We start from the raw sequence: 25,915 nt of genomic DNA on the forward strand, positions 1-25,915 counted from the left end.
CCCAAATAGTGAGTATGCGCCTCCCGTACCCTCGTTTCCGCCTTTTGCATCCCTGGTCTGACCTGACCTATCCAAGGGCATCTGGATCCGAAAACTAAAGCTATCGGCCATTGTTGCCCCCCTCGTCACGACCTTCGTCCAAAATCTGGCGAGGCTGAAAGGGCCACGAGTATCCAGATCTCTTCTTGGCAGGCAGAAATTATGTCCTTCCACTGTATATAAAACGGGACTATCACACCCGCTCAGGACAATAATCCCTGTACAGAATATGTACCTGCAAAAGATTCTTGTCATTTTCCGCATGAAGCACACTTGTCGCAGATACATTTCGGTACGTTGCCCCCTAAATGCGCCGCACCCACACCATGCTGGCTAAAGATATCAATATGAAATGCATCGATCGCACGCTCTGAAGGCCAAACAGGTTGCCGGGCCGTGCCTCCTGCATTTCCTAATTGCGCCACACAGGATCGCTTAATTTGGACTCGGATTTGTTCCATCTCCATATTGATGAAACCTTGAGTAGAACGCGATGGAAAGATTGGTTCCTTAGCCACAGCGCCCCCTTTTAAAATGGCATCTGCGGTTCGCTCGAGAAAGCTTCCGTTTCCCCCTGCAACGTCAAGCGCATGGCACTCATACTCATCCTTGGCACCGCGCGAAGCATGAAGCGATTTCCAATCTCCCTCGTTGGACGCCGCATGCGCCCCTTCATTGAACAGATATCCGAATGTGACGGCAATAGATCCGTACCCGAATTTCCTGCCACCAAGCCGCGAGGCGATGCCACCTATAGTCGCATGGGCGAGAAGCTTGCCGCCGAAATCATCGCGAACGCCCGACGGATGTTCGGCCCCGCAAACTCACTGACGCCCGCGGCAAGGAAACCCGATCCAAAATTGCCGCCATTGGCAGCGCTTGATGCGTCGCCCACGACACCGTGCATCAGGGCGCCCTCAAGGCGCGTAGCATTCCCCACGCGGCCTTACGATCTTCAACACCGGCGAATGCCATGGCGGTTCCAGCGCCTATGCGCGCGCCCGTGGCAGTCCCGGCATTGCGTAGCCTGCCACAGGCAAGCACGGCTGAATCGGGTGTGAGGATTGTTTGGCTGGGGCGGGAGGATTCGAACCTCCGCATGACGGAATCAAAATCCGTTGCCTTACCACTTGGCGACGCCCCAGCAGGGGGCCATGAGGTGCCTAGCCGACCCGCGAAAACGGGCCGGAACATAGCCGCATCGGGGGGTGGGCGCAACCGGCCTGCCGCGCGACGGCGCGGGCTTTTGCCCCCTTGCGAGGGCCAGATGGGGGAGCTATAACGCGCGGCAGCTTGGATACGGAGTGTAGCGCAGCCTGGTAGCGCACCTCGTTCGGGACGAGGGGGTCGGAGGTTCAAATCCTCTCACTCCGACCAAGTTTTCAGCGGCTTACCAGGAGCCGTTGCCGAAGCCGGACCCTTCCGGCCCCGGAAATCCGCCGCTTCCCCGCCCTCATATCCAGCCGGCCTTGCGGAACCTGTAGAAAAGGTAGCCGCACACGCCCGCGATGGTGCTGAGCACCGTGAAGTAGCCATAGTGCCATTTAAGCTCCGGCATGTTCTCGAAGTTCATGCCGTAGACGCCGGCAATGGCCGTGGGAAAGGCGAGAATCGCCGCCCAGCCCGCAAGCCGCTTCATCACCTCGTTCTGGCGCGCCGCCGAGATCATCATCGCCGCCTCATAGGCCGAGGCCAGCGCGTCGCGCAGGCTGTCGATCGATTCGTTCACCTGCATGACGTGGTCCTGCACGTCGCGGTAATAGGGATGCACTTCGGGATCGATCATGGGCAGTTCGAGGCGCTCCAACCGCCTGCATACTTCCAGCATGGGCGACACGCGGCGACGAAACACATTGAGCTCGCGCCGCAACTGATAGAGCCGGTCGATCTCCTGGCCCGTGAAGCAGTGATCGACGATATGGCTCTCGATCTCGCTCACCTCATCGACGATCGAATCGATCACCGGGAAGTAATGATCGGCAACGAAATCGAGCAGCGCATAAAGAATGTAGTCCTCGCCATGCCTGAGCATGCGCGGATCGCTCTCGCAGCGCCGCCGCACCTCGCCATAGGAACTCGACGGGCCGTGGCGCACGGTGATGACGTAGCCCTTGCCGACAAAGACATGTGTCTCGCCATAGACGATGCCGGGATGCGAAAGCTGCGCCGTCCTCACGACCAGGAAAATGGCGTCGTCATATACATCGAGCTTCGCGCGCTGATGCGCCTTGTGCGCATCCTCGATGGCGAGCGGGTGCAGCCCGAATTCGTTGCGCACACGCTCGAGCACGGCCTCGGAGGGCTCGTGCAGGCCGATCCAGAAGAAGGCGCCGTCGCGCGCCGCCTCGTACCGCACCTCTTCGAGCTTCAGATCGGCGACACGCGCCCCGTTCCTGTAAAGCGCGGAGGCGACGACCATGGGCAGGCCGTATTCGTTTTTCAGGGATTCGAAATCCATCGGCAAGACACCCCCTCGGAACCCCGGGCCCGGTCATGCGGGGCCGGAACAACGACAAGCCTAGCGCGATCCACGGATGTGTCAGCGCTTCTCTGAGCGGATTTGGGGAAAAACGGCGGCTGCCGGATCGTCGGAGGCAATGGTGGGCGTGACAGGGATTGAACCTGTGACCCCTACGATGTCAACGTAGTGCTCTCCCGCTGAGCTACACGCCCATTGCCAGTGCGGAAGGCCGGAAATCCATGGGATGCAGACCCCCTCGATCCCGGCCAGAGGCAGTCCGTATATCGAGGTTATTCCTCAAAGACAAGATGGCAAAGCGCGGGCCGGACAGACAATCGGAAATGCCGGGCTGAAGCGCCCCAAAGACCGCTTGAGGAGACTGCTCGAAAAGCCTCGATGCTGATTGTCATGGCCCGGTTCGCTCGGGCCATCCACGTCTTCTCAAGCCAACTCTCAGGCGGCCATCATCCGCTCGACCTCCGCCACGAGGTCGCGCAGGTGGAAGGGCTTCGAGAGGACCTTCGCATCCTTGGGCGCGTCGCTTTCGGGGCTGAGCGCGACGGCGGCAAAGCCGGTGATGAACATGATCTTCATTGTCGGGTCGAGCTCCGCCGCGCGGCGGGCAAGCTCGATACCGTCCATTTCCGGCATCACGATGTCGGTGAGGAGGATGTCGAAGACGTCGTTCCCGAGCTTCTTATGGGCCTCGACGCCATTTCCATAGGAAACGACCTCATGCCCCGCATTTTCCAGCGCTTTCGCCAGAAATTTGCGCATGGATTCGTCATCTTCCGCGAGCAGAATGCGCGCCATCGCTCAAGCCCATCTCTTCAGTTAAGCAGCCCGGTTTTGCGCCCATGCGGCAAGGTTTTGCCGCCGGGACGGTGATGTCTCACTTTAGGTCTGGACCCGTAAACAGGACATGAAAGGCGGCCTTATCCCATGCTCGAATTGGGGACAAAGACCGCCGAAATGCCGGAGTGTTTCGCGCACCCGGCGCGGGCGTGCTAGCCTTGGCGATGTCGGCGCGAGGGCTCGACCTTGCGGCGGCACCCTTGAAATCGCCCAGGCCTTCCGAATATCTGATCTCCATGGCCATCACTCCCCGACAGCGTATCGACGACAAGGACGAGGCAGGCGCCACGGGCGACGAGGACGACCTCTTCGCGCACCCGGTCGCCATCGAACGGCCCGATCGCATCCGTTTTCCCTTCGTTTTCTCGTCGCCTCACAGCGGCCGCGTCTATCCGCGATCCTTCGTGACCGCGTCGAATCTCGATCCGGTGACGCTGCGCCGGTCGGAGGACAGTTTCGTCGAGGAGATCTTCGGCGGCGTGAAGGGTCTCGGCGCACCGCTCATCCATGCGCGCTTTCCCCGCGCCTATCTCGACGCGAATCGCGAGCCCTATGAACTCGATCCCGGCATGTTCGCCGATCCGCTGCCGCCCCATGTGAACACGCGCTCGCTGCGCGTCGCGGGCGGCCTCGGCACCATCGCGCGGGTCGTCGCCGATTCGACCGAAATCTATCGCGGGCCCCTCCCCTATGCGGAAGCGGAACGGCGCATCCGCCAGCTCTACATGCCCTTCCATGAGGCTCTGCGCGGGCTTCTGGAGGAGGCACACACGAGTTTCGGCTGGTCCGTCCTAATCGACTGCCATTCCATGCCCTCGGTCGGAGGACCGGCGGATGACGACCGGGGCGCGGACCGGCCCGACATCGTGCTCGGCGACCGTTATGGAACCTCCTGCGCCAGCGAGCTGACGTCCGAGGTAGAGAACAAGCTCAGAAAGCTCGGCTACAGTGTCGCCCGCAACAATCCTTATGCCGGGGGCTTCAACACCGAGCATTACGGGCGGCCGCATCGGGGCCTTCACGCCCTCCAGATCGAGATCAACCGGGCGCTCTATATGGATGAAGCGCGCCTCGAGCGCGGGGCCGGCCTGGGGCGGCTCAAGGCCGACATGACGGCGCTCGCCGCCCATCTCGCCAAGCTCGATCTCGCCAGCCTCGAGAGCAGCGCCAGAGGGGCCGCATTCTAGGCCACGCCTGCCCTCTTATTCCCACAGCACAAAAGAAAGGGGCCCTGGCGAACCAGGGCCCAAGTTTAGGGAGGAAACGCCCAGGAAGGGCTTGCGTCGCCGGGAGAAAGTCTCAACCGATGACGCAATGCACAATATACATTGCGCCGCACAACAAACAAGCGGAAACGTCAGCTTTCCTTGCGGCTATTTGACCTACGCACTCCCCCCTAAACCACTACTTTGAAACGTGTTTTTTCCTATGGGGCGGAGCTGATGTGCGGCGCAACAAAACGTCGCGGTCCGCTGCGTCATCCGGCCATCAAAGCTTCCTTAACGCCCCGCCCCGACAATGAGCTGCCCGGAAGAGGTCTTCCGGGCGAATTCGGGACACATGCGCGAGGCGCCGCCCTTTCGGGCCAAGGCTCGCGCTGACGGGGCACAATCGATGCGCACAGGGTTTCGCTCGCGGTCACGAGCCGCCGCCGGGAATGGCCGCCATATGGGCGGCTCCGGGCTGGCGCTCGCGGCGATGCTCGCTCTGTCGCCCTTCGTCATCCCCGATGCCGCGCTGGCCGGGACCGCCAGACTGCAGACACAGATCGAAGCGGAGGCCGCAACCCCCTGGAGCTATTGCGAGCGCGCCGCCATCGCCATCGAGCAGACGCAAAAGCTCCCCCGCGCCCTGCTCTTCTCGGTGGCCACGGCGGAATCTGGCCGCTACGAGCGGGAGAGCGGCAAGGCGCGCGCCTGGCCCTGGACCATCAACGCGGAAGGCCAGTCCTATTATTTCGACACGAAGAAGGAGGCCGTCGCGGCGACGCGCCAGCTCCTCAACTCAGGTGTCCGCAGCATCGATGTCGGCTGCATGCAGGTCAATCTGCGCTATCACCCGGACGCCTTCGCCAACCTCAACGAAGCCTTCGACCCGCTCACCAACGCGGCCTATGCGGCCAGCTTCCTGAAGCGGCTCCACAAGCAGACGGGCTCATGGCCCAAGGCCGTCGCGCAATATCATTCGGAATCGCCGTCGCGGAACGAACCCTATTTCGCCCGCGTGATCCGCATCTGGGCGAATGAGCGCGACCGCGTCGCCGTTCTGACCCGCATGCTGAAGGAGGAAGCGGCCGAAGTGACGAAGTCGCTTCGCGGCACCACGGAAGCGGCGCCCGCGCCCGGCGGCTCGCAAGCCCCGGCTCAGGCGATGGCCGCCGCGTCGCGCCCGGCACCGAAAGTTCTCAGCTCGGATGAGACACGTGACGTGCGCGAGGGCGCCGTCGCCATGGTGGGTTTGCGCCTCTCGATCGCGGAGGATGGCGGCGCCTCGTCACCAGCCGCGGCACGGCCGGCACCGCGCGTCATCGACACGCCGACCATTCTCGCCGACGCTTCGCACGGTCCCGCGCTCTAAGCACGCTCCCCCACCGCCAGCCAGCCGCTCCGCCTACATGCGGGGAAACGGTGCCGTCATGCCTTGCTCCGTACCGGGAATAGCCGAGCGCCTCCATCCGTCATCGAAACGTCATTCGATTGTCACGAAATCTTGCATGCCTGCCGGGAATATGGCGACCGCCAGCAAGGTTTAGCTGGCGGAACCGACAGGGACATGATGCTGCGCGACACCAGATGGACACGCCTCTCCTCGGCCCTGCCCTTCCGGACGGCAGGCCGCGTTCATCCCGCAGCCGCAGACCCCGGAAACAAGCGACCGCCCCGCAAACGCGACCAGAACCGCAATGCCACGAGGCGCCGGGGCGGGCTCGATGAAAGACTGACCGGCCCCCGGCCCAAACATCGCAGAAAGCACCGCACTCTCTTTCTCTCCGACATCCATCTCGGTACCCCCGGCTGCAAGGCGGATCTTCTTCTCGATTTTCTGCGCCACAACGACGCCGAAACGATCTACCTCGTCGGCGACATCATCGATGGCTGGCGGTTGAAGCGTTCCTGGTATTGGACTGCCGCGCATAATGCGGTCGTGCAGGAGCTTCTGCGCAAGGCGCGCAAGGGCGCGGCCATCATCTACATTCCCGGCAATCACGACGAGGCGCTGCGCGACTATACGGGCCTCAATTTCGGCGGCGCCGACATCATGGGCGAGGCGATCCACGAAACCGCCGATGGCAGGCGATTTCTCGTCATTCACGGCGACCAGTTCGACAGCGTCGTCAAATATGCCAAATGGCTCGCCCATCTCGGCGACCGGGCCTATGGCGCCGCGCTCGCGCTCAACAACTGGCTGCACGAAGTCCGCCGCCTGTTCGGCCTGCCCTACTGGTCGCTCTCGTCCTATCTGAAGCACAGGGTCAAGAACGCGGTCGAATATATTTCGAGCTATGAGACCGCTGTGGCACGCTCGGCGCGCGAGCGTGGCGTCGATGGCGTCATCTGCGGCCATATCCACCACGCCGAGATACGCGCCATGGATGGCGTGCTCTACTGCAATGACGGCGACTGGGTGGAAAGCTGCACTGCGCTTGCGGAGGATGAGGAAGGCACGCTCAGCATCATCACCTGGCATCGCTTCTCCTGGGAGGCCGGCCTGGCCAGTACCGACGCCCCGGAGAGCGAGGGCCGGCATGTGCTGAACGCCGCCTGATGCTGCACCAGACCGCACAGACGGCGCGATGGCGGCGGGCCCACCCCCTTCCGCCCTTTCATGCCTGCCCGCGCTCGCTCGGCCGCGAGGCTGCCCGCCTTCGCATCGTCATCGTTTCGGATGCCGCGCCGCCCCAGGTGAACGGCGTCGTCCGCACGCTTGCCGAACTCACGCGAAGCCTCGAGCGGATGGGGCATGAGGTCATCGCGATCACGCCCGACCTCTTCAGAACCATGCCTCTGCCCGGCTACCGCGAAATCCGCCTCGCGCTCTTTCCGGGGCGCAGGCTTGCGCGGATGATCGCCGAAGCCGATCCGCATGCCATCCACATCGCCACGGAGGGGCCGCTCGGCCTTGCGGCGCGAGCCTATTGCGTACGGCAGGGGCTTCCATTCACCACATCCTTTCACACGCGCTTTGCGGAATATCTCCATGCGCGTATCGGCCTGCCCGAGTGTCTCAGCTACGCGGCGCTGCGCTGGTTTCACAGCCGCGCCTCGACCGTGATGGTCGCGACTTCCTCCTTGCAGGCGGAACTCGCCGCGCGCGGTTTCGGCAGAACGGCGCTCTGGTCGCGTGGCGTCGATACGGCACTCTTTCATCCGCAGCCGGAGCTTCTCGGACGGCATTATCTCGGGCTTGAACGCCCCGTCTGGCTTCATGTCGGACGGGTCGCGGTGGAAAAAAATATCGAAGCGTTCCTGGATCTCGATCTTCCCGGCTCGAAAATGGTGGTCGGCGACGGCCCGCGCCTCGAACATCTCCGCAGGCGCTATCCGGACTCGCATTTCACCGGCGCGCTCTTCGGCGAGGAACTTGCGCAAAGCTATGCGGCCGCCGATTGCCTCGTCTTTCCAAGCCGGACGGACACGTTCGGCCTTGTGATGATCGAGGCTCTCGCCTGCGGCACGCCGGTCGCGGCCTTTCCGGTGCAAGGCCCGCTCGATGTCTTTGAAGCAGGAAACACGCGAGACGCGGCTGGCACCGGGGCGCTCGACGAAGACCTTCGCGCCGCCTGCCTCAAGGCCATCGAAATTCCGCGCGAGGCATGTCGCGACTACGCGCTCGGGTTTTCGTGGGATGCCTGCATGCGCCAATTCCTCGTCAATCTCGCGCTGGAGCCTGCGCTGCACGGCCCCGCCTGATCCCTCCGCTTGTGCCGGGGCGGAAACTGGCCTCAAATCCTTCTTCCGCAGCTTCCAGGAGGCATCCCTTCATGAAACATCTCGCCCTCGCATTTCTTGCTGTCATCGCGCTTTCCATGCCCGCGCACGCCGATGAGTATGAGATCGATGCGTCCCATACTCATGTCGGCTTCCAGATCAGCCATATGGGCTTTTCGGAAACCTATGGCGTCTTCAAGAATGTTTCCGGCTCGCTCACGCTCGATGAGGCAAAGCCCGAGACGAGCAGGGTCGATGTGACCATCGACGTGGCGAGCATCGACACCGCCAGCGAAGCGCGCGACGAGCACCTGAAAGGAGCGGATTTCTTCGACGTCAAAACCTTCCCCACCATGACGTTCAAATCGACCAAGGTGGAACTGACCGGCAAGGACACCGCCAATGTCACCGGCGATCTCACGCTCCACGGGGTGACGAAGCCGGTGGGCCTCGTCGTCAAGCTCAACAAGGCCGGCGAGAGCCCGACGAAGAAGGGCCGCTATGTCGCGGGCTTCTCGGCCCTCGGGAAGCTCAAGCGCTCCGATTTCGGCATCAAGACCTATCTGCCGATGATCGGGGACGAGGTCACGATCGCCATTTCGAGCGAATTCATTCGCAAATAAGGCCATTGCCGGCCCGGCGGGCCCCTCCCCCGGGCCGGTGCCCCTTCCCGGACTTGTGGAAAACCCCCTTGCCGCGATATAAGGCGGCCCAGATTTGGTGGCTCCCGCGCGCGATCCTCCCGCGCGGCCGGGCCTCCCAAGGCCCCGGCGGTACCCATGTCACTTCGTAATATCGCGATCATCGCCCATGTCGATCATGGGAAGACGACACTCGTTGACCAGCTTCTTCGCCAATCCGGCACATTTCGGGAAAACCAGCAGGTTGCCGAACGGGTGATGGATTCGGGCGACCTGGAACGCGAGCGCGGAATTACCATTCTGGCGAAGCCGACCAGCGTCGACTGGGTCGACGATGAAGGGGTTCACACCCGCATCAACATCATCGACACGCCTGGCCACGCCGATTTCGGCGGCGAGGTGGAGCGCATCCTCTCCATGGTCGATGGCGTCGTCCTGCTCGTCGACGCCGCCGAGGGACCGCTGCCGCAGACCAAGTTCGTGACCTCGAAGGCTCTGGCGCTGGGGCTGAAGCCCATCGTGCTCATCAACAAGGTCGACCGCTCCGACGCGCGGCCCGACGAAGTGCATGTCGAAGCGTTCGATCTTTTCGCCGCCCTTGGCGCCACCGACGAACAGCTCGACTTCCCTTGCATCTTCGCTTCCGCCCGCCAGGGCTGGGCCACGGAAGACCTCTCCGCGCCCGACGCCAGGGAGCACGGGCTGAAGCCGCTCTTCAAAAAGATCATCTCGCATTTTCCGCCGCCGGAGGCGCTCGAGGACGGCTCGGCGGACGAGCCCTTCGCCCTGCTGGTGACGACGATCGAAAGCGACCCCTATCTGGGCCGCATTCTCACCGGCAAGATCGAGAAGGGCGTCGCCAGAACGAACATGGCCGTGCAGGTTCTCCGCAAGGATGCGGGCGTCGTCGAGCGCGGACGCATCAGCCGCGTGCTCGCCTTCCGCGGCATCCAGCGCGTGCCTGTCGATGAGGCGCGCGCCGGCGACATCATCTCCGTTGCGGGCCTCGAGGAAGGCACGGTGGCCGACACGATCTGCGACCCGCTCGTCGCCGAGCCGCTGGAGGCGCTGCCGATCGACCCGCCGACGCTCTCCGTCACCGTCTCGATCAATGACAGCCCGCTTGCAGGCCGCGAAGGCACGAAGGTGCAGTCGCGCGTCATTCGCGAGCGGCTCTGGCGCGAGGCGGAATCGAACGTCGCCATCCGCGTGTCCGACACGGAAGGCGGCGACGCCTTCGAGGTCGCGGGCCGCGGCGAATTGCAGCTTGGCGTGCTCGTCGAACAGATGCGCCGCGAAGGCTTCGAGCTCGGCATCTCGCGTCCGCGCGTGCTCTATCGCGAGGGCGCGGATGGCGAGCGCCTCGAACCCGTCGAGGAAGTGACGGTGGATGTCGATGACGAATTCACCGGCGTCGTCATCGAAAAGGTCTCGCAGCGCAAGGGCGAACTTGTCGACATGCGGCCGACGGGCGCGGGCAAGACGCGCATCATCTTCCATTGCCCGTCGCGCGGCCTCATCGGCTATCACGGCGAATTTCTTACCGACACGCGCGGTACGGGCGTGATGAACCGCATCTTCAAGGCTTACGAGCCCTATCGCGGCGAGGTCGAGGGACGGCGCAATGGCGTTCTCATCTCCACCGGCGATGGCGAGGCGGTCGCCTATGCGCTCTGGTACATCGAGGAGCGCGGCTCGCTCTTCATCACGCCGGGCACGAAGGTCTATCGCGGCATGATCATCGGCGAGAACGCGCGCCCCGACGATCTCGACGTGAACCCGCTCAAGGCCAAGCAGCTCACCAATATCCGCACCACCTCGAAGGACGAGGCCGTGCGGCTCACGCCGCCCCGGCCGCTGACGCTCGAACAGGCCATCGCCTATATCGAGCCGGACGAGCTTGTCGAGGTGACGCCGAAGTCGATCCGCCTGCGCAAGCGCTGGCTCGACCCGAACGACCGCAAGAAATACGCAAAGGCCGGCTGATCGCGCCGGGCGTTGCCCCCTTCCCTTCCGGATGCCACTCTCTCGGAAACGAATCCGGAGGGAGACAAACATGGCAACGAATGAGGAATGGCTCGGCAAGGTGCGCGAGGAGATCGTCGAGCCCGATCTGCCGATCATCGACCCGCACCACCATCTCTGGGACTATCCCGAAAGCCGCTACATGCTCGACGAGCTCAATGCGGATACGGGCTCGGGCCACAATATCCGCGCGACCGTCTTCGTCGAATGCAAGTCCATGTATCGCGCCGAAGGGCCGGAACATCTGCGGCCCGTCGGCGAAACCGAATTCGTGAACGGCATCGCCGCCCAGTCCGCGAGCGGCATCTATGGCGAGATGCGCGCCTGCAAGGGCATTGTCGGCTTTGCCAACCTGCTGCTCGACGAGGCGGTGGACGAGGTGCTCGAGGCGCATATCGCGGCCGCGCCCCAGCGCTTCCGCGGCATCCGGCATGCCAATGCCTATGACGACAGTCCCGAGGTTCGGCCGACGCACACCAATCCGCCGAAGGGGCTTTTCGGTCTGCCGAAATTCCGCGAAGGCTTCGCGCGCCTTGCGAAGTTCAATCTCACTTTCGATGCCTGGCTTTATCACCATCAGATCCCGGAACTCACGGCACTCGCCCGCGCCCATCCCGAGGTCACGATCATCTTCGACCATTTCGGCGGCCCCATCGGCATCGGTCCTTATGAAGGCAGGCGCGAGGAGATTTTCGCGCAGTGGATGAAGGATGTGGTCGAGCTTTCCGAATGTCCGAATGTGGTGGCGAAGCTCGGCGGCATCAACATGGCGGTCAACGGCTTCGGCTGGCACAAGCGCGCGCTGCCGCCGACCTCGGACGAACTCGTGGCCGCAACGCAGGATTACTACCTGCATGCGATCGACGCCTTCGGCCCCGAGCGCTGCATGTTCGAGAGCAACTTCCCGGTGGACAAGCTCTCCTGCTCCTATGCGGTGGTCTGGAACGCCTTCAAGAAGATGGCGAAGGGTGCGAGCGCCGATGAAAAAGCAGCGCTCTTCCACGATACGGCGAAGCGCGTCTACCGGCTGGACTAGCCATCGGGCGGGCCCCATTATGCGGGCTCGTTCCACCATGAGGCCCGGACATGCTTTCGCCCAAGGATATCGACGAACTCTCGACTTTCGCCCTGCGGCTCGCCGATGCCGCGAGCGCGGTCACGCTGCCGCATTTCCGCTCGGGCCTTGCCGTGGACAACAAGCGGGGCGAATACACGTTCGATCCCGTCACCGCCGCCGACCGCGACGCGGAAGCGGCGATCCGTGAACTGATCAAGAGCCACTATCCTTCCCACGGGATTTTCGGCGAGGAACACGGACGGGAAGAAGGCGAGAGCCCGCTCACATGGGTCATCGACCCCATCGACGGTACGCGCTCCTTCATCAGCGGCGTTCCTCTCTGGGGCACGCTCATCGCGCTCAATGACGGCACGCGCCCCGTCATCGGCCTCATGGACCAGCCCTATATCGGCGAGCGCTTTCTCGGCCGTCCCGGCGGCTCGGAACTCATCGGCAAGCATGGCCGGCGCATTCTCCGCACGAGCCAGTGCACGAAGCTCGAGGACGCGCTGCTCGGCAATACCGATCCCGGCATGTTCAAGGAAGAGCGCGCGCGCGCGGCTTTCCGCGAGATCAGTTCGCGCGTGCGCCTGCGGCGCTTCGGCGGCGACTGCTATTTCTATTGCCTGCTCGCGGCGGGCTGCATCGACCTCGTGATCGAGGCAAGCCTCCAGCCTTATGACATTCAGGCGCTGATGCCCGTCATCGAGCACGCGGGCGGCATCGTCACCACATGGACGGGCGACGATCCGCAAATGGGCGGCTCGGTCGTGGCGGCGGCAACGCCGGAGCTTCACGCCGCCGCGCTCGAGATCCTGTCGAAGGCTGCCTGAGCGTACGGCCCTGGATCCCGGGACAAGCCCGGGATGACGATTGCGGTGGCAGGCGTCTGATCTCCCCGACATGGCCCGGACGAGCCGGGCCATCCACACACCTTCAGGGGATCGGGTTCTCCCGCCGCGCGCCACCAAGCGCACGGTTCGCCTCCTTCACGGCTGCGACTTCCTCCTCGACATAGATCTCGCCGCCCGAATTGCGGAACTTGTCCGACATTTCGGCCATGCCGCTTTCGGCATAGTCGCGCACATCCTGCGTGATCTTCATCGAACAGAATTTCGGCCCGCACATGGAGCAGAAATGCGCCGTCTTGTGCGCGTCCTTGGGGAGCGTCTGGTCATGGAAGTCGCGCGCGCGCTCGGGGTCGAGCGCGAGATTGAACTGGTCCTCCCAGCGGAACTCGAAACGCGCGCGGGAAAGCGCATCGTCCCGAAGCTGCGCCGCCGGATGCCCCTTGGCGAGATCGGCCGCATGCGCCGCGATCTTGTAGGTGATGACGCCTTCCTTGACGTCGGCGCGGTTCGGCAACCCCAGATGCTCTTTCGGCGTCACATAGCAAAGCATGGCGCAGCCGAACCAGCCGATCATCGCCGCGCCGATACCGCTCGTGATGTGGTCGTAGCCCGGCGCGATGTCGGTCGTCAGCGGCCCGAGCGTATAGAAAGGCGCGCCGCCGCAATGCTTGAGCTGCTTGTCCATATTGACCTTGATCTTGTGCATCGGCACGTGACCCGGCCCTTCGATCATCACCTGACAGCCCTTCTTCCAGGCGATCTGCGTCAGCTCGCCCAGCGTTTCGAGCTCCGCGAACTGCGCCTCGTCATTCGCATCCGCGATCGAGCCCGGGCGCAATCCGTCGCCAAGCGAGAAGGAAACGTCATAGGCGCGCATGATATCGCAGATTTCCTCGAAGTGCTCGTAGAGGAAGCTTTCCTTGTGATGCGCGAGGCACCACTTCGCCATGATCGAACCGCCGCGCGAGACGATGCCGGTGACGCGCTTCGCGGTGAGCGGCACATAGGCGAGCCGCACGCCCGCATGGATGGTGAAGTAATCGACGCCCTGCTCGGCCTGTTCGATGAGCGTGTCGCGGAAGACCTCCCAGGTCAGATTTTCAGCGATGCCATCGACCTTTTCGAGCGCCTGATAGATCGGCACCGTGCCGATGGGCACGGGCGAATTGCGGATGATCCATTCGCGCGTGTTGTGAATGTTGCGTCCCGTCGAAAGGTCCATCACCGTGTCGGCGCCCCAGCGGATCGCCCACACCATCTTGTCCACCTCTTCCGCGACGGAAGAGGCAATGGCCGAATTGCCGATATTGGCGTTGATCTTCACAAGGAAGTTGCGGCCGATGATCATCGGCTCGATTTCCGGGTGGTTGATATTCGCCGGAATGATGGCGCGCCCCTCGGCAACCTCGCGGCGCACGAATTCCGGCGTGATGAATTCGGGAATATCGGCACCGAAGCTCTCGCCCTCGGCGATCCTGTGCGCGGCGCTCTCCAGTGCCTGCTTGCGGCCCATATTCTCGCGCTCCGCGATATAGGCCATCTCCGCCGTCACGATACCAGCGCGCGCATATTCGAGTTGCGTCAGCGGCTGGCCCGCAAACCCGCGGCGCGGCGCATGCGCGATCGGAAAACTCCGCGCGAGATGCGTATCGCTCACATTGCCATTGTCTTCGGGCTTCAGCGCGCGGCCCTCATAACGCTCCGTGCCGCCGCGCGCCTCGATCCAGGCTTCGCGCATGCGCGGCAGCCCCTTCTCGACATCGATCACCGCATCGGGATCGGTGTAGGGACCCGACGTGTCATAGACGCGAACCGGCGGCTCCTTCGCGCTCGGATGCAGCGCGATTTCGCGGAAAGGCACGTTGAGTTCCGGAAAGGCAGCGGGCGACGTGTAGACCTTGCGCGAAGCGGGCAAGGGGCCAGTCGTAACGCTCGGCTTTGCGTGAATGTTCATGAGGATCTCCGTCCAATCGAGGTTTCGGAAATCCGGGATAGCGTGGGTGCGGTCTTTCCCGTCCCTTCGCCGGCATGACCCGGATCAGGTTCTAAGAGTTCGGCCTTTCGCCATCTCAGCCCGGGACGGATTTCAATCTTTCGCCCGGACACCCCTCGGAATGTCTGCCAGTGTGCCCCTTATGAGGAGTAAGGTAAAGGGACAGCAAAACACGCCGGAGAGATCGAAAATGCAGGCTCAGCAACGACTGACGGAACTTCTCGGCATCGACCAGCCGATCATTCAGGCGCCCATGGCGGGCAGCGCGACGCCCGAACTCGCCGCCGCGGTCGCCAATGCAGGCGGGCTCGGCTCGCTCGGCGTGGCGATGATGAAGCCGCAGGAATTGCGCGACGCGGTGGGCCAGCTCCGTAAGCTCACGAACAAGCCGTTCAATCTCAATTTCTTCGTGCATGAGGAGCCCAATCTCGCGAGCTACGACGCCAGGCCGATGCAGCAGGCGCTCGCGCCGCTTTACAGCGAGTTCGGCCTTGGCGCCGTGCCGGAACCCGCATCGCCCGCGCCCGCCTTCAGCGACGAACAGCTCGCCCTGCTCCTCGAAATCGCGCCGCGCGTCGTCAGCTTCCATTTCGGTCTTCCGCGCGGCGACGCCATGGCGAAGCTCCATGCGGCCGGCATAAAGGTCATCGGCTGCGCGACGACCGTGGCGGAGGCGCGCGCTCTCGAGGCCGGAGGCGCCGACGCGATCATCGCGCAGGGGCACGAGGCGGGCGGCCATCGCGGCACTTTCCTCGGCGGCCTCGATCGCGGCACGGTCGGCACCATGGCGCTCGTGCCGCAAGTGGTCGATGCGGTGAAGGTGCCGGTGATCGCGGCGGGCGGCATAGCGGATGCGCGCGGCATCGCCGCCGCCTTCATGCTCGGCGCGTCCGGCGTGCAGCTCGGCACGGCCTTTCTCGTCTGCCCGGAGGCGAAGGTTCACCCCGTTCACCGCAAGGCGCTCGCCGAAACAGCCGATGACGCGACGACCGTGACAAAGCTCTTTTCGGGACGCCCCGCCCGCGCCATCCGCAACCGCATGACGGAGGAACTGGCCGCCTTCGAGAGTCGCACCGCCCCCTTCCCCACCCAGCGCGGAATGGCGGCCCCGCTCGCTGCCGCCAGCGCGCGGGAGAACAAGCCGGAATTCCTGTCTCTCTGGTCCGGTCAGGCGGCAAGGCTGTCGCCGCCCGAGCCTGCGGGCGAAAAGGTCGCCCGGCTCATGCAGGGCGCGAGAGAGCTTCTCGGGCGCTGAAATCCCTCCGGATACGCCCTACTCCACTGGCGCGGCAAGGCGGCTCCGCACTAACCTTGCCGAGGGCGGCCGATTCGGGCTGCCCGCAAGTCAGGGGAGAAAGAGGCAATGACGATCGAACTTTGGGCGCTGGTCTGGAGTGGCCTGCTGCTTCTCGTGCTGATCCTTGCGTCGGCCGTGGGCAACGTCAATGCGATGGGCCAGGAATGGGGCATCGGCAATCGCGAAGTGCCCGCCAAGGGAGAGGGATGGGCCGGACGCGCACGCCGCGCCTATCTGAACCTGATGGAAAATCTGGTCGTGTTCGGCGCCGCCGTCATACCTGCGCATATCGCGGGCACGCATACGGGGCTTACCGTGCTCGGCGCGCAGATTTTCCTCATTGCACGGATCATCCACGCCGTCGTCTATCTGGGCGGTTGGACGTTCCTCGCAATTAGGACGCTCGCCTATTTCGCGGGCGTCATCGGCACGGTGCTGATCTATTACGCGCTGATCACCGGCTGAAACCGGCGGACGGGCGCTTCCTTGCGAGGCGCCCGCCTGCCCGTTCCTCAATCCGCGAACGGATCCTTCATCAGGATCGTGTCGTCGCGCTCGGGCGAGGTCGAGAGCAGCGTCACCGGCGCCTCGATCAGCTCCTCGACATGGCGGACATATTTGATTGCCTGCGCGGGAAGCGCACCCCAGCTCCGCGCGCCGAAGGTCGTTTCCTTCCAGCCCTCGAGCGTCTCATAGACCGGCTCGACGCGGGCCTGCAGCGCCGCCGAAGCGGGCAGATAGTCGATCTCCTTGCCGTCGAGCTTGTAGGCGACGCAGATCTTCACCTCGTCGAAGCCATCGAGCACGTCGAGCTTCGTCAGCGCGATATCGGTGATGCCGCTCGTCTTGATCGCCTGGCGCACAAGCACCGCATCGAACCAGCCGCAGCGGCGCTTGCGCCCCGTCACGGTACCGAACTCGCGGCCGCGCTCGCCCAGCCGCTGGCCGATCTCGTCATGAAGCTCGGACGGGAAAGGCCCCTCGCCCACGCGCGTCGTATAGGCCTTGGTGATGCCGAGCACGGTGTGGATCGAGGACGGGCCGATGCCCGCGCCAGTCGCGGCCTGCGCCGAGACCGTGTTCGATGACGTCACATAAGGATAGGTGCCGTGGTCGATGTCGAGCAGCGTGCCCTGCGCGCCCTCGAAGAGAATGCGATTGCCGCGGCGGCGTATCCCGTCGAGCAGGCGCCAGACAGTATCCATGTAGGGCAGGATTTTCGGCGCCACATCCTTGAGCTGCGCGGTGAGCGCCTTGCAGTCGATGAGGTCCTTGCCGAGACCCTTCCGCAGCGCGTTGTGATGCGCGAGGAGCTTTTCCACCTTGTCCTCGAGCGCGTCGAGATCGACGAGATCCATCACGCGCAGAGCGCGGCGGCCGACCTTGTCCTCATAGGCCGGGCCGATGCCGCGCTTCGTCGTGCCGATGCGCGTGCCCGTATTCGACGTCTCGCGGATTTCATCGAGTTCGCGGTGAAGCGGCAGAATGAGCACCGCGTTTTCGGCGATGCGGAGATTGTCGGGGCTCACTTCCACGCCCTGCTCGCGCAGGCGGGCGATCTCGTCGCAGAGCGCCCAGGGATCGACCACGACGCCATTGCCGATGACCGAGAGCTTGCCCGGCCGGACGACGCCCGAAGGCAGGAGCGAGAGCTTATAGGTCTTGCCGTCGATGACGAGCGTATGGCCGGCATTGTGCCCGCCCTGAAAGCGCACCACCACATCGGCGCGCTCGGAGAGCCAGTCCACGATCTTGCCTTTGCCCTCGTCGCCCCACTGGGAGCCGACAACAACCACATTTGCCATATCGATCAATACCTTAGGAGATGAACGCAAGGCGTCTGAACAAGCCAAAAGCCCCCGGGCCTTTCGGCGGGGGGCTTTGAGAGGTTGTAGCCGAGGGGGACCCCGAAGGAAAGCGCTTTAGGAAGAATTCCGCCCGTCGCGTCCGTTGCGCGAGGCTTCGGCGCCGGTTTCGCCGCCGCCGGCGATTGCCTATTCTTGTTTCTCTCCGAGCTGGACAAGGGAGGATGATCATGAGCTGGCTACCCTCGAGTGAACCCGAGCCCGGCGACAGAAAGTCCTGCGACGCGCTCGAAATGGTCGTCGTGCCACGCATGCGCGATGTCGGGGCGCTGGCCGTCCGCCGCGCCCTTCCCTATGTGAAGCGCCGCATGGTGGGACCTTTCGTCTTTCTCGATCAGATGGGCCCGGCCGAGATGACACCGGGCACCGGTATGGATGTACGGCCGCACCCGCATATCGGACTCGCGACCGTCACCTATCTCTTCGAGGGAGCGATCCTCCATCGCGACAGCAAGGGCAATGTGCAGGAGATTCTTCCCGGCGCCATGAACCTGATGACGGCGGGGCGCGGCATCGCCCATTCGGAACGCTCGCCCGACCTGCAAAGGCGCGAGGGGCAGCGCCTCTTCGGCATTCAGAGCTGGGTCGCACTCCCCGAGAAGCACGAAGAAACGGCACCGAGCTTCCAGCATTTCAGCGCCGGGAGCCTGCCTGTCATCGAGGATGGCGGCGTGCGCGCGCGGGTGATCGCAGGGCACGCCTTCGGAGCCGCGTCGCCCGTCGCCACTTTTTCCGACTGGTTCTATGCCGATGCCGAGCTTGCCGCGGGTGCCAGCGCGCCGCTCGATCCCGATTACGAGGAACGCGCGGCCTACATTGCCGAGGGCGAGGTCGAAATCGCGGGCGAACGCTTCGAGGCGCCGCGGCTACTCGTCTTCAAGCCCGGCGAGCGCATCACCATCAAGGCGACGCGCGGGGCCCGGCTCATGTTTCTCGGCGGCGCGCCGCTCGAAGGCCCGCGTCACATCTGGTGGAATTTCGTCTCCTCGCGCAAAGAGCGCATCGAGCAGGCGAAAGAGGACTGGAAGAACGGCCGCTTCGAGAAGGTCATCGGCGAAACGGAATTCATTCCGCTGCCCGAAAGCTGAAACGGCGCCCCTGGCGGGACGCCGTTTCGTTTTCATGCATCGAAATCTGATCGGACCGGCGCAAGCCGGACGAAATCAGAAGCTCAGCGCCTTGACCTGCACCACATGCGGCAGCGCCTGGATTTCGTTCAGCACCTCGGCGGGCACCGGGCCGTCGACCTCGACGAGACAGATGGCAGCGCCGCCCGTTTCCTGTCGGCCGAGATTGAAGTTGGCGATATTGATATTCGACTTGCCGAGGATCGAGCCCAGAGCGCCGATGAAGCCCGGCTTGTCCTGGTTCGTCACATAGATCATGTGCGCGCCGAGAGCGGCATCCATGTTGACGCCCTTGATCTGGATGAGACGCGGACGGCCATCGGAGAAGACCGTGCCCGCGACCGAGCGCTCCTGACGATCCGTCTTCACGGTCAGGCGGATATAGGTTTCATAGGCGCCGCGCTGCTCGCGCTTCACCTCGGAGACCTGAATGCCGCGCTCCTTGGCAATGACGGGCGCGGAGACCGTGTTCACATCGGCGAGCTGCGGCTTGAGAAGGCCGGTCAGCGCTGCATTGGTGAGAACGCGGGTGTTCATCCCGGCGACGGTGCCTTCATATTCGATCGTCACCTCATGGATGCCCGTCTCGGTGAGCTGGCCCGCGAAGGAGCCGAGAAGCTGCGCAAGCTCCACGAAGGGCGTGAGCTTCGGCGCTTCTTCCGCCGAGATCGACGGCACGTTGACCGAATTGGTAATCGCGCCGGAGAGCAGATAGTCGGCCATCTGCTCGGCGACCTGAAGCGCCACATTTTCCTGCGCTTCATTGGTCGAGGCGCCGAGATGAGGCGTCGCGACGATCTGCTCCATGCCGAAGAGGATGTTCGTCTTGGCAGGCTCTTCCTCGAAGACGTCAAGCGCCGCGCCTGCGACATGGCCCGCTTCGATCGCGGCCTTGAGATCGGCCTCGACGACAAGTCCGCCGCGTGCGCAGTTGATGATGCGAACGCCCTTCTTCGTCTTGGCAAGGCTGTCCTTGTTGAGGATGTTGCGCGTCTTGTCCGTCAGCGGCGTGTGCAGCGTGATGAAGTCGGAACGCTTCAGCAGCTCGTCGAGATCGACCTTCTCCACGCCAAGATCGGCAGCGCGCTCCTGCGTCAGGAACGGATCGAAGGCGATGACTTTCATCTTGAGGCCGAGGGCGCGGTCGGCGACGATCGAACCGATATTGCCGCAGCCGATGATGCCGAGCGTCTTCGCCGTCAGCTCGACGCCCATGAATTTCGACTTTTCCCACTTGCCCGCGTGAGTCGATTCGTTCGCCTGCGGAATGTCGCGCGCCAGCGCGAACATCATGGCAATGGCGTGCTCGGCCGTGGTGATCGAATTGCCGAAGGGCGTGTTCATCACGATGATGCCCTTCGCGGTCGCAGCCGGAAGATCGACATTGTCGACGCCGATGCCTGCGCGGCCGATGACCTTGAGATTCGCCGCCGCCGCTATCACGGGGGGCGTGACCTTGGTGTTAGAGCGAATGGCGAGACCGTCATAATCGCCGATGATCTTCATGAGTTCATCGCGATCGAGGCCGGTCTTCACATCGACCTCGATGCCGCGATCCTGGAAGATCTTCACGGCGGCAGGCGACAGTTTGTCGGAAATCAGAACCTTGGGCATCAAAGCCTCCGTCTGTTTTGGCTCGTCATGCCCGAACCTCGTCCGGGCTTCCAGAGGGTCGTTGAAACCCCCGGTTCTGGATCGCCGGGCCACGGCGCTTGCGCGCCGGCCCGGCAATGACGAGAGGATTACAAAATCGAAAAACGTCAGGCGTCCGCGAGAGCGGCGCGCGCCTCGGCGAAAGCCCAGTCGAGCCACGGCATGAGTGCGCGCATGTCGTCAACTTCGACGGTCGCGCCCGCCCAGATGCGAAGGCCGGGCGGCGCATCGCGATAGGCTCCGATGTCGTTGGCGACGCCTTCCTTGTCGAGCATGTCCGCGATCTTCTTGGCGAAGGCGGCCTGCTCGTCATCGCTCAGCGCGGCCACTTTCGGATCGACGATCCGCAGACAGACGGATGTGTTCGAGCGCGTGGTCACGTCTTCCGCAAGGAAGGCGGCCCATGGCGTGCGCTCGATCCATTCGGCGATTACCGCGGCATTCGCATTGGCGCGCGCCATCAGGGACTTGAGTCCGCCGATCGATTCCGCCCAGTTGAGCGCATCGAGATAATCCTCGACGCAGATCATGGACGGCGTGTTGATCGTCTCGCCCTTGAAGATGCCTTCGATGAGCTTTCCGCCCTTGGTCATGCGGAAAATCTTGGGCATGGGCCAGGCGGGGGTGTAGCTCTCCAGACGCTCGACGGCGCGGGGGCTCAGAATGAGCATGCCATGCGCGGCCTCGCCGCCCAGCACCTTCTGCCAGGAGAAGGTGACGACATCGAGCTTCGGCCACGCAAGGTCCTGCGCGAAGGCTGCCGAAGTCGCGTCGCAGATGGTCAGCCCCTCGCGATCGGCGGGGATCCAGTCGCCATTCGGCACGCGCACGCCCGAGGTCGTGCCGTTCCAGGTGAAGACGACGTCGTTCTTGAAATTCACGTCGGCGAGATCGGGAAGCTTGCCATAGGGCGCCTTCAGCGTGCGCGTATCCTTGAGCTTGAGCTGCTTCACGACGTCCGTGACCCAGCCTTCGCCGAAGCTTTCCCAGGCGAGGAGGTCCACGCCGCGCGCGCCGAGCAGCGACCAGAGCGCCATTTCGACCGCGCCAGTATCGGAGGCGGGCACGATGCCGATTCTGTAGTCGGCCGGAACGCCGAGAATGGTACGGGTTTTCTCGATGGCTTCGACGAGGCGCGCCTTGCCCGGCTTGGAGCGATGGCTGCGGCCGACGAGTGCCTTTTCGAGATTTTTGAGGGACCAGCCCGGGCGCTTGGCGCAGGGACCGGAGGAGAAGTGGGGATTGGCCGGACGTGCGGCCGGACGCTCTGTGGCGGTCATATGTAACCTACCCCTCCCAATAAATGCCTCCCCGTGGGGGGGGGGGGGCCCCCCCCCCTATAAAAACCGGGCGAAACGGAGTCAAATGGCGATTTTGCCACCCGGCCCCGCCGCCATCGTCAGACCACGATCTCTCCCTTGAGATAATCCGCGCAGCGCCCCCGCAGGATCACGCGCGCGCCTGCATCCGTGCACCAGAGCGTGCCGCCGCGCCGCGAGATCTGCCGCGCGACGAGGTCCTTCTTGCCGAGCTTCCTCGCCCAATAGGGCACGCTGCTGCAATGGGCCGAGCCCGTCACCGGGTCCTCGTCGATGCCATGCGCGGGCGCGAAGAAGCGCGAGACGAAATCGAAGCCCGACCCCGCCTCGCCTTCCGCCATGCAGATGAGGCCCGGACCGCCGAGCGAGACGAGCAGCCGCTTCAACGCCGCCATGTCGGGATCGAGCGCCGCGACCGCGCCCACGCTGCCGAACAGCGCGAGAATATGCGATGTCTTCAGCGTGAGAACGGGCTTCGCGCCGATCGCCGCGGCAAGCCCCTCGGGCTCGGGGAAAGGCTTGGCCTCCGCGGCCGGGAAATCCATGGCGAGAAGATCGCCCTCGCGCTTCACCGTGAGCCGTCCACTCAACGTCTCGAACTGGACCTGTGGCGCCTTATGCCCCAGATGGGCAAAGAGCACATGCGCGCTTGCAAGCGTGGCATGGCCGCATAGCGGCACCTCGATGGCGGGCGTGAACCAGCGCAGACGGAAGCCTTCGCCTTCAGGCACGAAGAAAGCCGTCTCGGCGAGATTGTTCTCAGCCGCGACCGCCTGCATGAGCGCGTCGTCCGGCCAGCTTTCGAGCGGAACGACGGCCGCGGGATTGCCCTCGAAGGGCCTGTCTGCAAAGGCATCAACCTGAAAAATCGTGGCTCTCATGATCGCATCCGGCAAGCATCTGTCGAAGCGCGTAACCTGAGGCCATTTCGCCGGTTTGGATAGAGCGCCCGCGCCACAGCGGCGAAGCGAATCGTCGGAGGCGCGCATCCGTGCTATGCTTGCAGCGCATGGAGGTGGAGATGGGATCGTCCGCTCGTCCCTCGACGGCCATATTCGTTCGGCCCGCCTGGTCCGACGAAGGCCCCGCACTGTCCGCACTCGCCATGGAAGCAAAGGCCCATTGGGGCTATGACGACGAATTCCTCGAGCAGTGCCGCTCCGAACTCACCATCACCTACGGCAAGATCGGCCGCCAGCGCGTTCGCGTTGCCGAGGTGGCGGGCGAGATCGCAGGCTTCTCCGCGCTGAGGGTCGATGAAGGCAGCGCCTCGCTCGAATATCTCTTCATCCACCCGCGTTACATCGGCATGGGGCTTGGCCATCGCCTCGTCGGCGAATTGCTCGAATATGCGCGCCGCCACGGCCTGCCGCTCGTGCGCGTTGAGGCCGATCCCAATTCGACGGGCTTCTATGAGAAGGAGGGCTTCTGCCGCCGCGGCGAGGTTGCCTCGGGCTCGGTGCCCGGCCGGACGATACCGCTGATGGAACTGCGCTTCTGATCGCTCCTATGCGCGCGGGCAAGGAGAAGAGAGGCCCCCCTACTCTTCCTCGTCTTCGAGCGCCTGCACCGTCCAGCCGTGATTGAGCGGCCCATGGCCCTTGCCAAAGCCCGGCGCGGTGAGGATCGCCATATGCACATAGTCACGCGCGGCTTCCACCGCCTCGCGCAGCTCCGCCCCCTGAGCGAGAAAGGCGGCGATCGCGGAGGCGAGCGTGCATCCTGTGCCATGCGTGTGAGGCGTGTCGATGCGCGGGCTCGACATCACTTCGATCGTCTCTTCCGTCGCCAGCACATCGAAGATGGTGTCGCCCGGAATATGACCGCCCTTGATGAGCACGGCCTCGCAGCCGAGGCCGATCAGCGCGTCGGCCGCCGCCTTCTGGTCTTCCAGCGTCTCGACCCTGCGGCCGGTCAGCGCCGACGCCTCGGGCGCGTTGGGCGTGATGATCGTCGCCAGCGGAATGAGCACGCTCTTCAACGCCTCCACCGCCTCGTTCTTGAGAAGCGCCGCACCGCCCTTCGCCACCATCACCGGATCGACGACGAGCGCGGCATCGGGCGCGAGGCGGGAAATTTCTTCAGCCGCCGCCTCGATGATCTCCGCCGAATGGAGCATGCCGGTCTTGACGGCGTCGGCGCCGATATCCGCGAGCGTGACCGCGATCTGCGCGCGCACGATGTCGACAGGGATCTCATGGATGCCGTGAACGCCGAGCGTGTCCTGCACGGTGATCGCCGTCACCGCCGTCATGGCGTAGCCGCCGAGCGCCGTCACCGTCTTGATGTCAGCCTGAATGCCCGCACCGCCGCCCGAATCCGAACCCGCGATGATGAGGACGCGCCCCTGAAATTCGTCGCTCACGCTGCATGTCTTTCGATTGCGGAAACGATGTCGTTGACCACCGCCTTGACGAGCGCGGCGTCGTCGCCCTCGCCCATCACACGGATGAGTGGCTCTGTCCCCGATTTGCGGATGACGAGACGGCCGCTCGCGCCAAGCCTCTCCTCGCCCTCGCGGATCGCCTGCATCACTTCCTTTTCGGAGAGGGGCTCCCCCTTGCGGAAGCGCACATTCTTCAGAAGCTGCGGCAGCGGATCGAAGAGATGGCAGAGCTCCGACACGGGAATGTTGCCCGCCTTGAGCACGGCGAGCACCTGAAGCGCGGCGATGAGGCCGTCGCCCGTCGTCGAGAAATCCGTCAGCACGATGTGGCCGGACTGCTCGCCGCCGACATTGTAGCCGTGCTGGCGCATGCAATCGACGACGTACCGGTCGCCGACCTGCGTACGGACGAGTTCGACCCCGAGCCCGCCGAGAAAGCGCTCGAGGCCGAGATTGGACATGACCGTCGCGACGATGCCGGGCGCGGAGAGCTTGCCCGCTTCCTGCCATGAGCGCGCGACCAGCGCCATGATCTGATCGCCGTCGATGATGTGCCCGTTCTCGTCGCAAATGATGACGCGGTCGGCATCGCCATCGAGCGCGATGCCGATATCCGCGCGCCGCTCGCGCACCGTCGCGCACATGCGCTGCGGCGCCGTGGAGCCGCAATCGGCATTGATGTTGAAACCGTCAGGCTCCGTGCCTACGGCGACGACATCGGCACCAAGTTCCCAGAGAACCGCCGGCGCCACCTTGTAGGCAGCGCCATTCGCGCAATCGATGACGATGCGCAGACCTTCCAGCGTGAAATCCTTCGGGAATGTGTGCTTCACATGCTCGATATAGCGCGCCTGCGCATCGTCGATGCGCTTCGCGCGGCCGAGATCGCGCGCGCCCGCGAGATTGTCGGCAAGGCCGTTGTCCATATGGTGCTCGATCTCGAGCTCCACTTCGTCGGAGAGCTTGAAGCCATCGGGCCCGAAAAGCTTGATGCCATTGTCCTCGAAGGAATTGTGCGAGGCTGAAATCATGACGCCGAGATCGGCGCGAAGCGAGCGCGTGAGCATCGCAACGGCGGGCGTCGGCAGCGGACCGAAGAGAAAGACGTCCATGCCCATCGAGGTGAAGCCGGCGGTGAGCGCGGGCTCGAGCATGTAGCCGGAAAGGCGCGTGTCCTTGCCGATCACGACGCGATGGCGATGCTCGCCGCGGCGAAAGACGCGGCCTGCCGCCATGCCGACGCGCAGCGCGGTTTCCGCCGTCATTGCGCCCTGATTGGCGGTTCCCCTGATGCCATCGGTGCCGAAATACTTACGCGACATGAAAGATCGAACCCCGGTCTGTTTCAAAAATGGCCAATGCCGTTTGCGCGGGCCTCCCCGTTTCCGCGCTGCAAATATAAGGCCTGTTCGTGTTTT

At 64.0% G+C, this 25,915-nt stretch carries 21 protein-coding genes, 3 tRNA genes and 1 riboswitch; of the genes, 13 read left to right on the forward strand and 11 right to left on the reverse strand.

The window, feature by feature from the left end; genetic code table 11:
* Window positions 1-1,108: 1,108 nt before the first annotated feature.
* A tRNA-Gln gene (locus PKA57_RS00275) sits at window positions 1,109-1,183 on the reverse strand.
* Window positions 1,184-1,339: 156 nt separating this feature from the next.
* On the opposite strand from PKA57_RS00275, the gene PKA57_RS00280 reads away from it, so the two are divergent.
* Window positions 1,340-1,416 (forward strand) — tRNA-Pro (locus PKA57_RS00280).
* Between the two features lie 76 nt (window positions 1,417-1,492).
* Here the strand turns inward: PKA57_RS00280 and corA are convergent.
* The 3 genes from corA to PKA57_RS00295 form a co-directional block, all read right to left on the reverse strand.
* On the reverse strand, window positions 1,493-2,497 hold the full coding sequence (gene corA / locus PKA57_RS00285) for a magnesium/cobalt transporter CorA (protein ID WP_324296916.1): 1,005 nt from the start codon (window positions 2,495-2,497) through the stop codon (window positions 1,493-1,495).
* Between the two features lie 140 nt (window positions 2,498-2,637).
* Window positions 2,638-2,712, reverse strand: a tRNA-Val gene (locus PKA57_RS00290).
* Window positions 2,713-2,953: 241 nt separating this feature from the next.
* Window positions 2,954-3,313, reverse strand: coding sequence for a cell cycle two-component system response regulator CpdR (locus PKA57_RS00295; RefSeq protein WP_324296917.1), 360 nt, complete (start codon window positions 3,311-3,313; stop codon window positions 2,954-2,956).
* A 242-nt stretch (window positions 3,314-3,555) separates the two neighbouring features.
* On the opposite strand from PKA57_RS00295, the gene PKA57_RS00300 reads away from it, so the two are divergent.
* The 8 genes from PKA57_RS00300 to hisN all read left to right on the forward strand — a co-directional run bounded on the left by PKA57_RS00300 (window position 3,556) and on the right by hisN (window position 12,839).
* On the forward strand, window positions 3,556-4,542 hold the full coding sequence (locus PKA57_RS00300) for an N-formylglutamate amidohydrolase (RefSeq protein WP_324296918.1): 987 nt from the start codon (window positions 3,556-3,558) through the stop codon (window positions 4,540-4,542).
* Window positions 4,543-5,023: 481 nt separating this feature from the next.
* On the forward strand, window positions 5,024-5,932 hold the full coding sequence (locus tag PKA57_RS00305; RefSeq protein WP_324296919.1) for a transglycosylase SLT domain-containing protein: 909 nt from the start codon (window positions 5,024-5,026) through the stop codon (window positions 5,930-5,932).
* Between the two features lie 195 nt (window positions 5,933-6,127).
* Window positions 6,128-7,120 carry a UDP-2,3-diacylglucosamine diphosphatase gene (locus tag PKA57_RS00310; protein WP_324296920.1) on the forward strand — a complete coding sequence of 331 codons (993 nt, stop codon included), beginning with the start codon at window positions 6,128-6,130 and terminating at the stop codon, window positions 7,118-7,120.
* Window positions 7,120-8,265, forward strand: a complete 1,146-nt coding sequence (locus PKA57_RS00315) for a glycosyltransferase family 1 protein (protein WP_324296921.1) — start codon at window positions 7,120-7,122, stop codon at window positions 8,263-8,265. Before PKA57_RS00310 ends, PKA57_RS00315 begins: the two co-directional genes overlap by 1 nt.
* A gap of 71 nt (window positions 8,266-8,336) precedes the next feature.
* The gene (locus PKA57_RS00320) at window positions 8,337-8,906 is read left to right on the forward strand and encodes a YceI family protein (protein ID WP_324296922.1); all 570 of its coding nucleotides are present in this window, start codon (window positions 8,337-8,339) and stop codon (window positions 8,904-8,906) included.
* Between the two features lie 156 nt (window positions 8,907-9,062).
* On the forward strand, window positions 9,063-10,910 hold the full coding sequence (typA, locus tag PKA57_RS00325; RefSeq protein WP_324296923.1) for a translational GTPase TypA: 1,848 nt from the start codon (window positions 9,063-9,065) through the stop codon (window positions 10,908-10,910).
* Window positions 10,911-10,980: 70 nt separating this feature from the next.
* Complete coding sequence (locus PKA57_RS00330; RefSeq protein ID WP_324296924.1) at window positions 10,981-11,985, forward strand: amidohydrolase family protein; 1,005 nt, start codon at window positions 10,981-10,983, stop codon at window positions 11,983-11,985.
* A gap of 50 nt (window positions 11,986-12,035) precedes the next feature.
* Window positions 12,036-12,839: a histidinol-phosphatase gene (gene hisN / locus PKA57_RS00335; protein ID WP_324296925.1), complete on the forward strand. Its 804-nt coding sequence runs from the start codon at window positions 12,036-12,038 to the stop codon at window positions 12,837-12,839.
* A 103-nt stretch (window positions 12,840-12,942) separates the two neighbouring features.
* Here hisN and thiC read toward each other — a convergent pair whose 3' ends face one another.
* A complete protein-coding gene (thiC, locus tag PKA57_RS00340; protein ID WP_324296926.1) occupies window positions 12,943-14,811 on the reverse strand; it encodes a phosphomethylpyrimidine synthase ThiC in 1,869 nt (622 codons plus the stop codon).
* Window positions 14,812-14,855: 44 nt separating this feature from the next.
* A riboswitch (TPP riboswitch) is annotated at window positions 14,856-14,977 on the reverse strand.
* A gap of 63 nt (window positions 14,978-15,040) precedes the next feature.
* Here thiC and PKA57_RS00345 point away from each other — a divergent pair.
* Both PKA57_RS00345 and PKA57_RS00350 read left to right on the forward strand, forming a co-directional pair.
* Window positions 15,041-16,105: a nitronate monooxygenase gene (locus tag PKA57_RS00345; protein ID WP_324296927.1), complete on the forward strand. Its 1,065-nt coding sequence runs from the start codon at window positions 15,041-15,043 to the stop codon at window positions 16,103-16,105.
* Between the two features lie 108 nt (window positions 16,106-16,213).
* Window positions 16,214-16,612, forward strand: coding sequence for an MAPEG family protein (locus PKA57_RS00350; RefSeq protein ID WP_324296928.1), 399 nt, complete (start codon window positions 16,214-16,216; stop codon window positions 16,610-16,612).
* Between the two features lie 47 nt (window positions 16,613-16,659).
* Here the strand turns inward: PKA57_RS00350 and PKA57_RS00355 are convergent, their stop codons facing one another.
* Complete coding sequence (locus PKA57_RS00355; RefSeq protein ID WP_324296929.1) at window positions 16,660-17,952, reverse strand: adenylosuccinate synthase; 1,293 nt, start codon at window positions 17,950-17,952, stop codon at window positions 16,660-16,662.
* Between the two features lie 230 nt (window positions 17,953-18,182).
* Between PKA57_RS00355 and PKA57_RS00360 the strand changes: the two genes are divergently transcribed.
* Entirely contained in the window at window positions 18,183-19,100 is a 918-nt protein-coding gene (locus PKA57_RS00360; RefSeq protein ID WP_324296930.1) for a pirin family protein, read from the forward strand.
* 75 nt (window positions 19,101-19,175) lie between these two features.
* On the opposite strand, the gene serA is transcribed toward PKA57_RS00360, so the two are convergent.
* From serA to PKA57_RS00375, 3 genes are all read right to left on the reverse strand, one after another.
* Window positions 19,176-20,753, reverse strand: a complete 1,578-nt coding sequence (serA, locus tag PKA57_RS00365; protein WP_324296931.1) for a phosphoglycerate dehydrogenase — start codon at window positions 20,751-20,753, stop codon at window positions 19,176-19,178.
* A 146-nt stretch (window positions 20,754-20,899) separates the two neighbouring features.
* Window positions 20,900-22,072, reverse strand: coding sequence for a phosphoserine transaminase (locus tag PKA57_RS00370; RefSeq protein ID WP_324296932.1), 1,173 nt, complete (start codon window positions 22,070-22,072; stop codon window positions 20,900-20,902).
* Window positions 22,073-22,191: 119 nt separating this feature from the next.
* Window positions 22,192-22,992 carry a PhzF family phenazine biosynthesis protein gene (locus PKA57_RS00375; RefSeq protein WP_324296933.1) on the reverse strand — a complete coding sequence of 267 codons (801 nt, stop codon included), beginning with the start codon at window positions 22,990-22,992 and terminating at the stop codon, window positions 22,192-22,194.
* Window positions 22,993-23,132: 140 nt separating this feature from the next.
* Between PKA57_RS00375 and PKA57_RS00380 the strand changes: the two genes are divergently transcribed.
* Window positions 23,133-23,612, forward strand: coding sequence for a GNAT family N-acetyltransferase (locus tag PKA57_RS00380; protein ID WP_324296934.1), 480 nt, complete (start codon window positions 23,133-23,135; stop codon window positions 23,610-23,612).
* A gap of 39 nt (window positions 23,613-23,651) precedes the next feature.
* On the opposite strand, the gene thiD is transcribed toward PKA57_RS00380, so the two are convergent.
* Both thiD and glmM read right to left on the reverse strand, forming a co-directional pair.
* Window positions 23,652-24,476, reverse strand: a complete 825-nt coding sequence (gene thiD / locus PKA57_RS00385; protein ID WP_324296935.1) for a bifunctional hydroxymethylpyrimidine kinase/phosphomethylpyrimidine kinase — start codon at window positions 24,474-24,476, stop codon at window positions 23,652-23,654.
* Window positions 24,473-25,819 (reverse strand): phosphoglucosamine mutase, encoded by a 1,347-nt coding sequence (gene glmM, locus PKA57_RS00390; protein WP_324296936.1) that lies wholly within the window; start codon window positions 25,817-25,819, stop codon window positions 24,473-24,475. The genes thiD and glmM overlap by 4 nt, the downstream gene beginning before the upstream one ends.
* Window positions 25,820-25,915: the final 96 nt, after the last annotated feature.

The sequence above is a fragment of the Parvibaculum sp. genome, from assembly GCF_035325945.1.
In the GTDB taxonomy this organism is placed as follows: domain Bacteria; phylum Pseudomonadota; class Alphaproteobacteria; order Parvibaculales; family Parvibaculaceae; genus Parvibaculum.

Excerpts from the sequence above, each read along its gene's own strand:
- PKA57_RS00315 (WP_324296921.1), top strand. The coding sequence starts at position 7,120 with ATGCTGCACCAGACCGCACAGACGGCGCGATGGCGGCGGGCCCACCCC.
- PKA57_RS00350 (WP_324296928.1), top strand. The coding sequence starts at position 16,214 with ATGACGATCGAACTTTGGGCGCTGGTCTGGAGTGGCCTGCTGCTTCTC.
- PKA57_RS00375 (WP_324296933.1), bottom strand. The coding sequence starts at position 22,992 with ATGAGAGCCACGATTTTTCAGGTTGATGCCTTTGCAGACAGGCCCTTC.
- PKA57_RS00295 (WP_324296917.1), bottom strand. The coding sequence starts at position 3,313 with ATGGCGCGCATTCTGCTCGCGGAAGATGACGAATCCATGCGCAAATTT.
- PKA57_RS00380 (WP_324296934.1), top strand. The coding sequence starts at position 23,133 with ATGGGATCGTCCGCTCGTCCCTCGACGGCCATATTCGTTCGGCCCGCC.
- typA (WP_324296923.1), top strand. The coding sequence starts at position 9,063 with ATGTCACTTCGTAATATCGCGATCATCGCCCATGTCGATCATGGGAAG.
- PKA57_RS00345 (WP_324296927.1), top strand. The coding sequence starts at position 15,041 with ATGCAGGCTCAGCAACGACTGACGGAACTTCTCGGCATCGACCAGCCG.
- PKA57_RS00355 (WP_324296929.1), bottom strand. The coding sequence starts at position 17,952 with ATGGCAAATGTGGTTGTTGTCGGCTCCCAGTGGGGCGACGAGGGCAAA.
- hisN (WP_324296925.1), top strand. The coding sequence starts at position 12,036 with ATGCTTTCGCCCAAGGATATCGACGAACTCTCGACTTTCGCCCTGCGG.
- PKA57_RS00360 (WP_324296930.1), top strand. The coding sequence starts at position 18,183 with ATGAGCTGGCTACCCTCGAGTGAACCCGAGCCCGGCGACAGAAAGTCC.
- PKA57_RS00305 (WP_324296919.1), top strand. The coding sequence starts at position 5,024 with ATGGGCGGCTCCGGGCTGGCGCTCGCGGCGATGCTCGCTCTGTCGCCC.
- PKA57_RS00310 (WP_324296920.1), top strand. The coding sequence starts at position 6,128 with ATGATGCTGCGCGACACCAGATGGACACGCCTCTCCTCGGCCCTGCCC.
- glmM (WP_324296936.1), bottom strand. The coding sequence starts at position 25,819 with ATGTCGCGTAAGTATTTCGGCACCGATGGCATCAGGGGAACCGCCAAT.
- PKA57_RS00320 (WP_324296922.1), top strand. The coding sequence starts at position 8,337 with ATGAAACATCTCGCCCTCGCATTTCTTGCTGTCATCGCGCTTTCCATG.
- corA (WP_324296916.1), bottom strand. The coding sequence starts at position 2,497 with ATGGATTTCGAATCCCTGAAAAACGAATACGGCCTGCCCATGGTCGTC.
- PKA57_RS00370 (WP_324296932.1), bottom strand. The coding sequence starts at position 22,072 with ATGACCGCCACAGAGCGTCCGGCCGCACGTCCGGCCAATCCCCACTTC.
- PKA57_RS00330 (WP_324296924.1), top strand. The coding sequence starts at position 10,981 with ATGGCAACGAATGAGGAATGGCTCGGCAAGGTGCGCGAGGAGATCGTC.
- thiC (WP_324296926.1), bottom strand. The coding sequence starts at position 14,811 with ATGAACATTCACGCAAAGCCGAGCGTTACGACTGGCCCCTTGCCCGCT.
- serA (WP_324296931.1), bottom strand. The coding sequence starts at position 20,753 with ATGCCCAAGGTTCTGATTTCCGACAAACTGTCGCCTGCCGCCGTGAAG.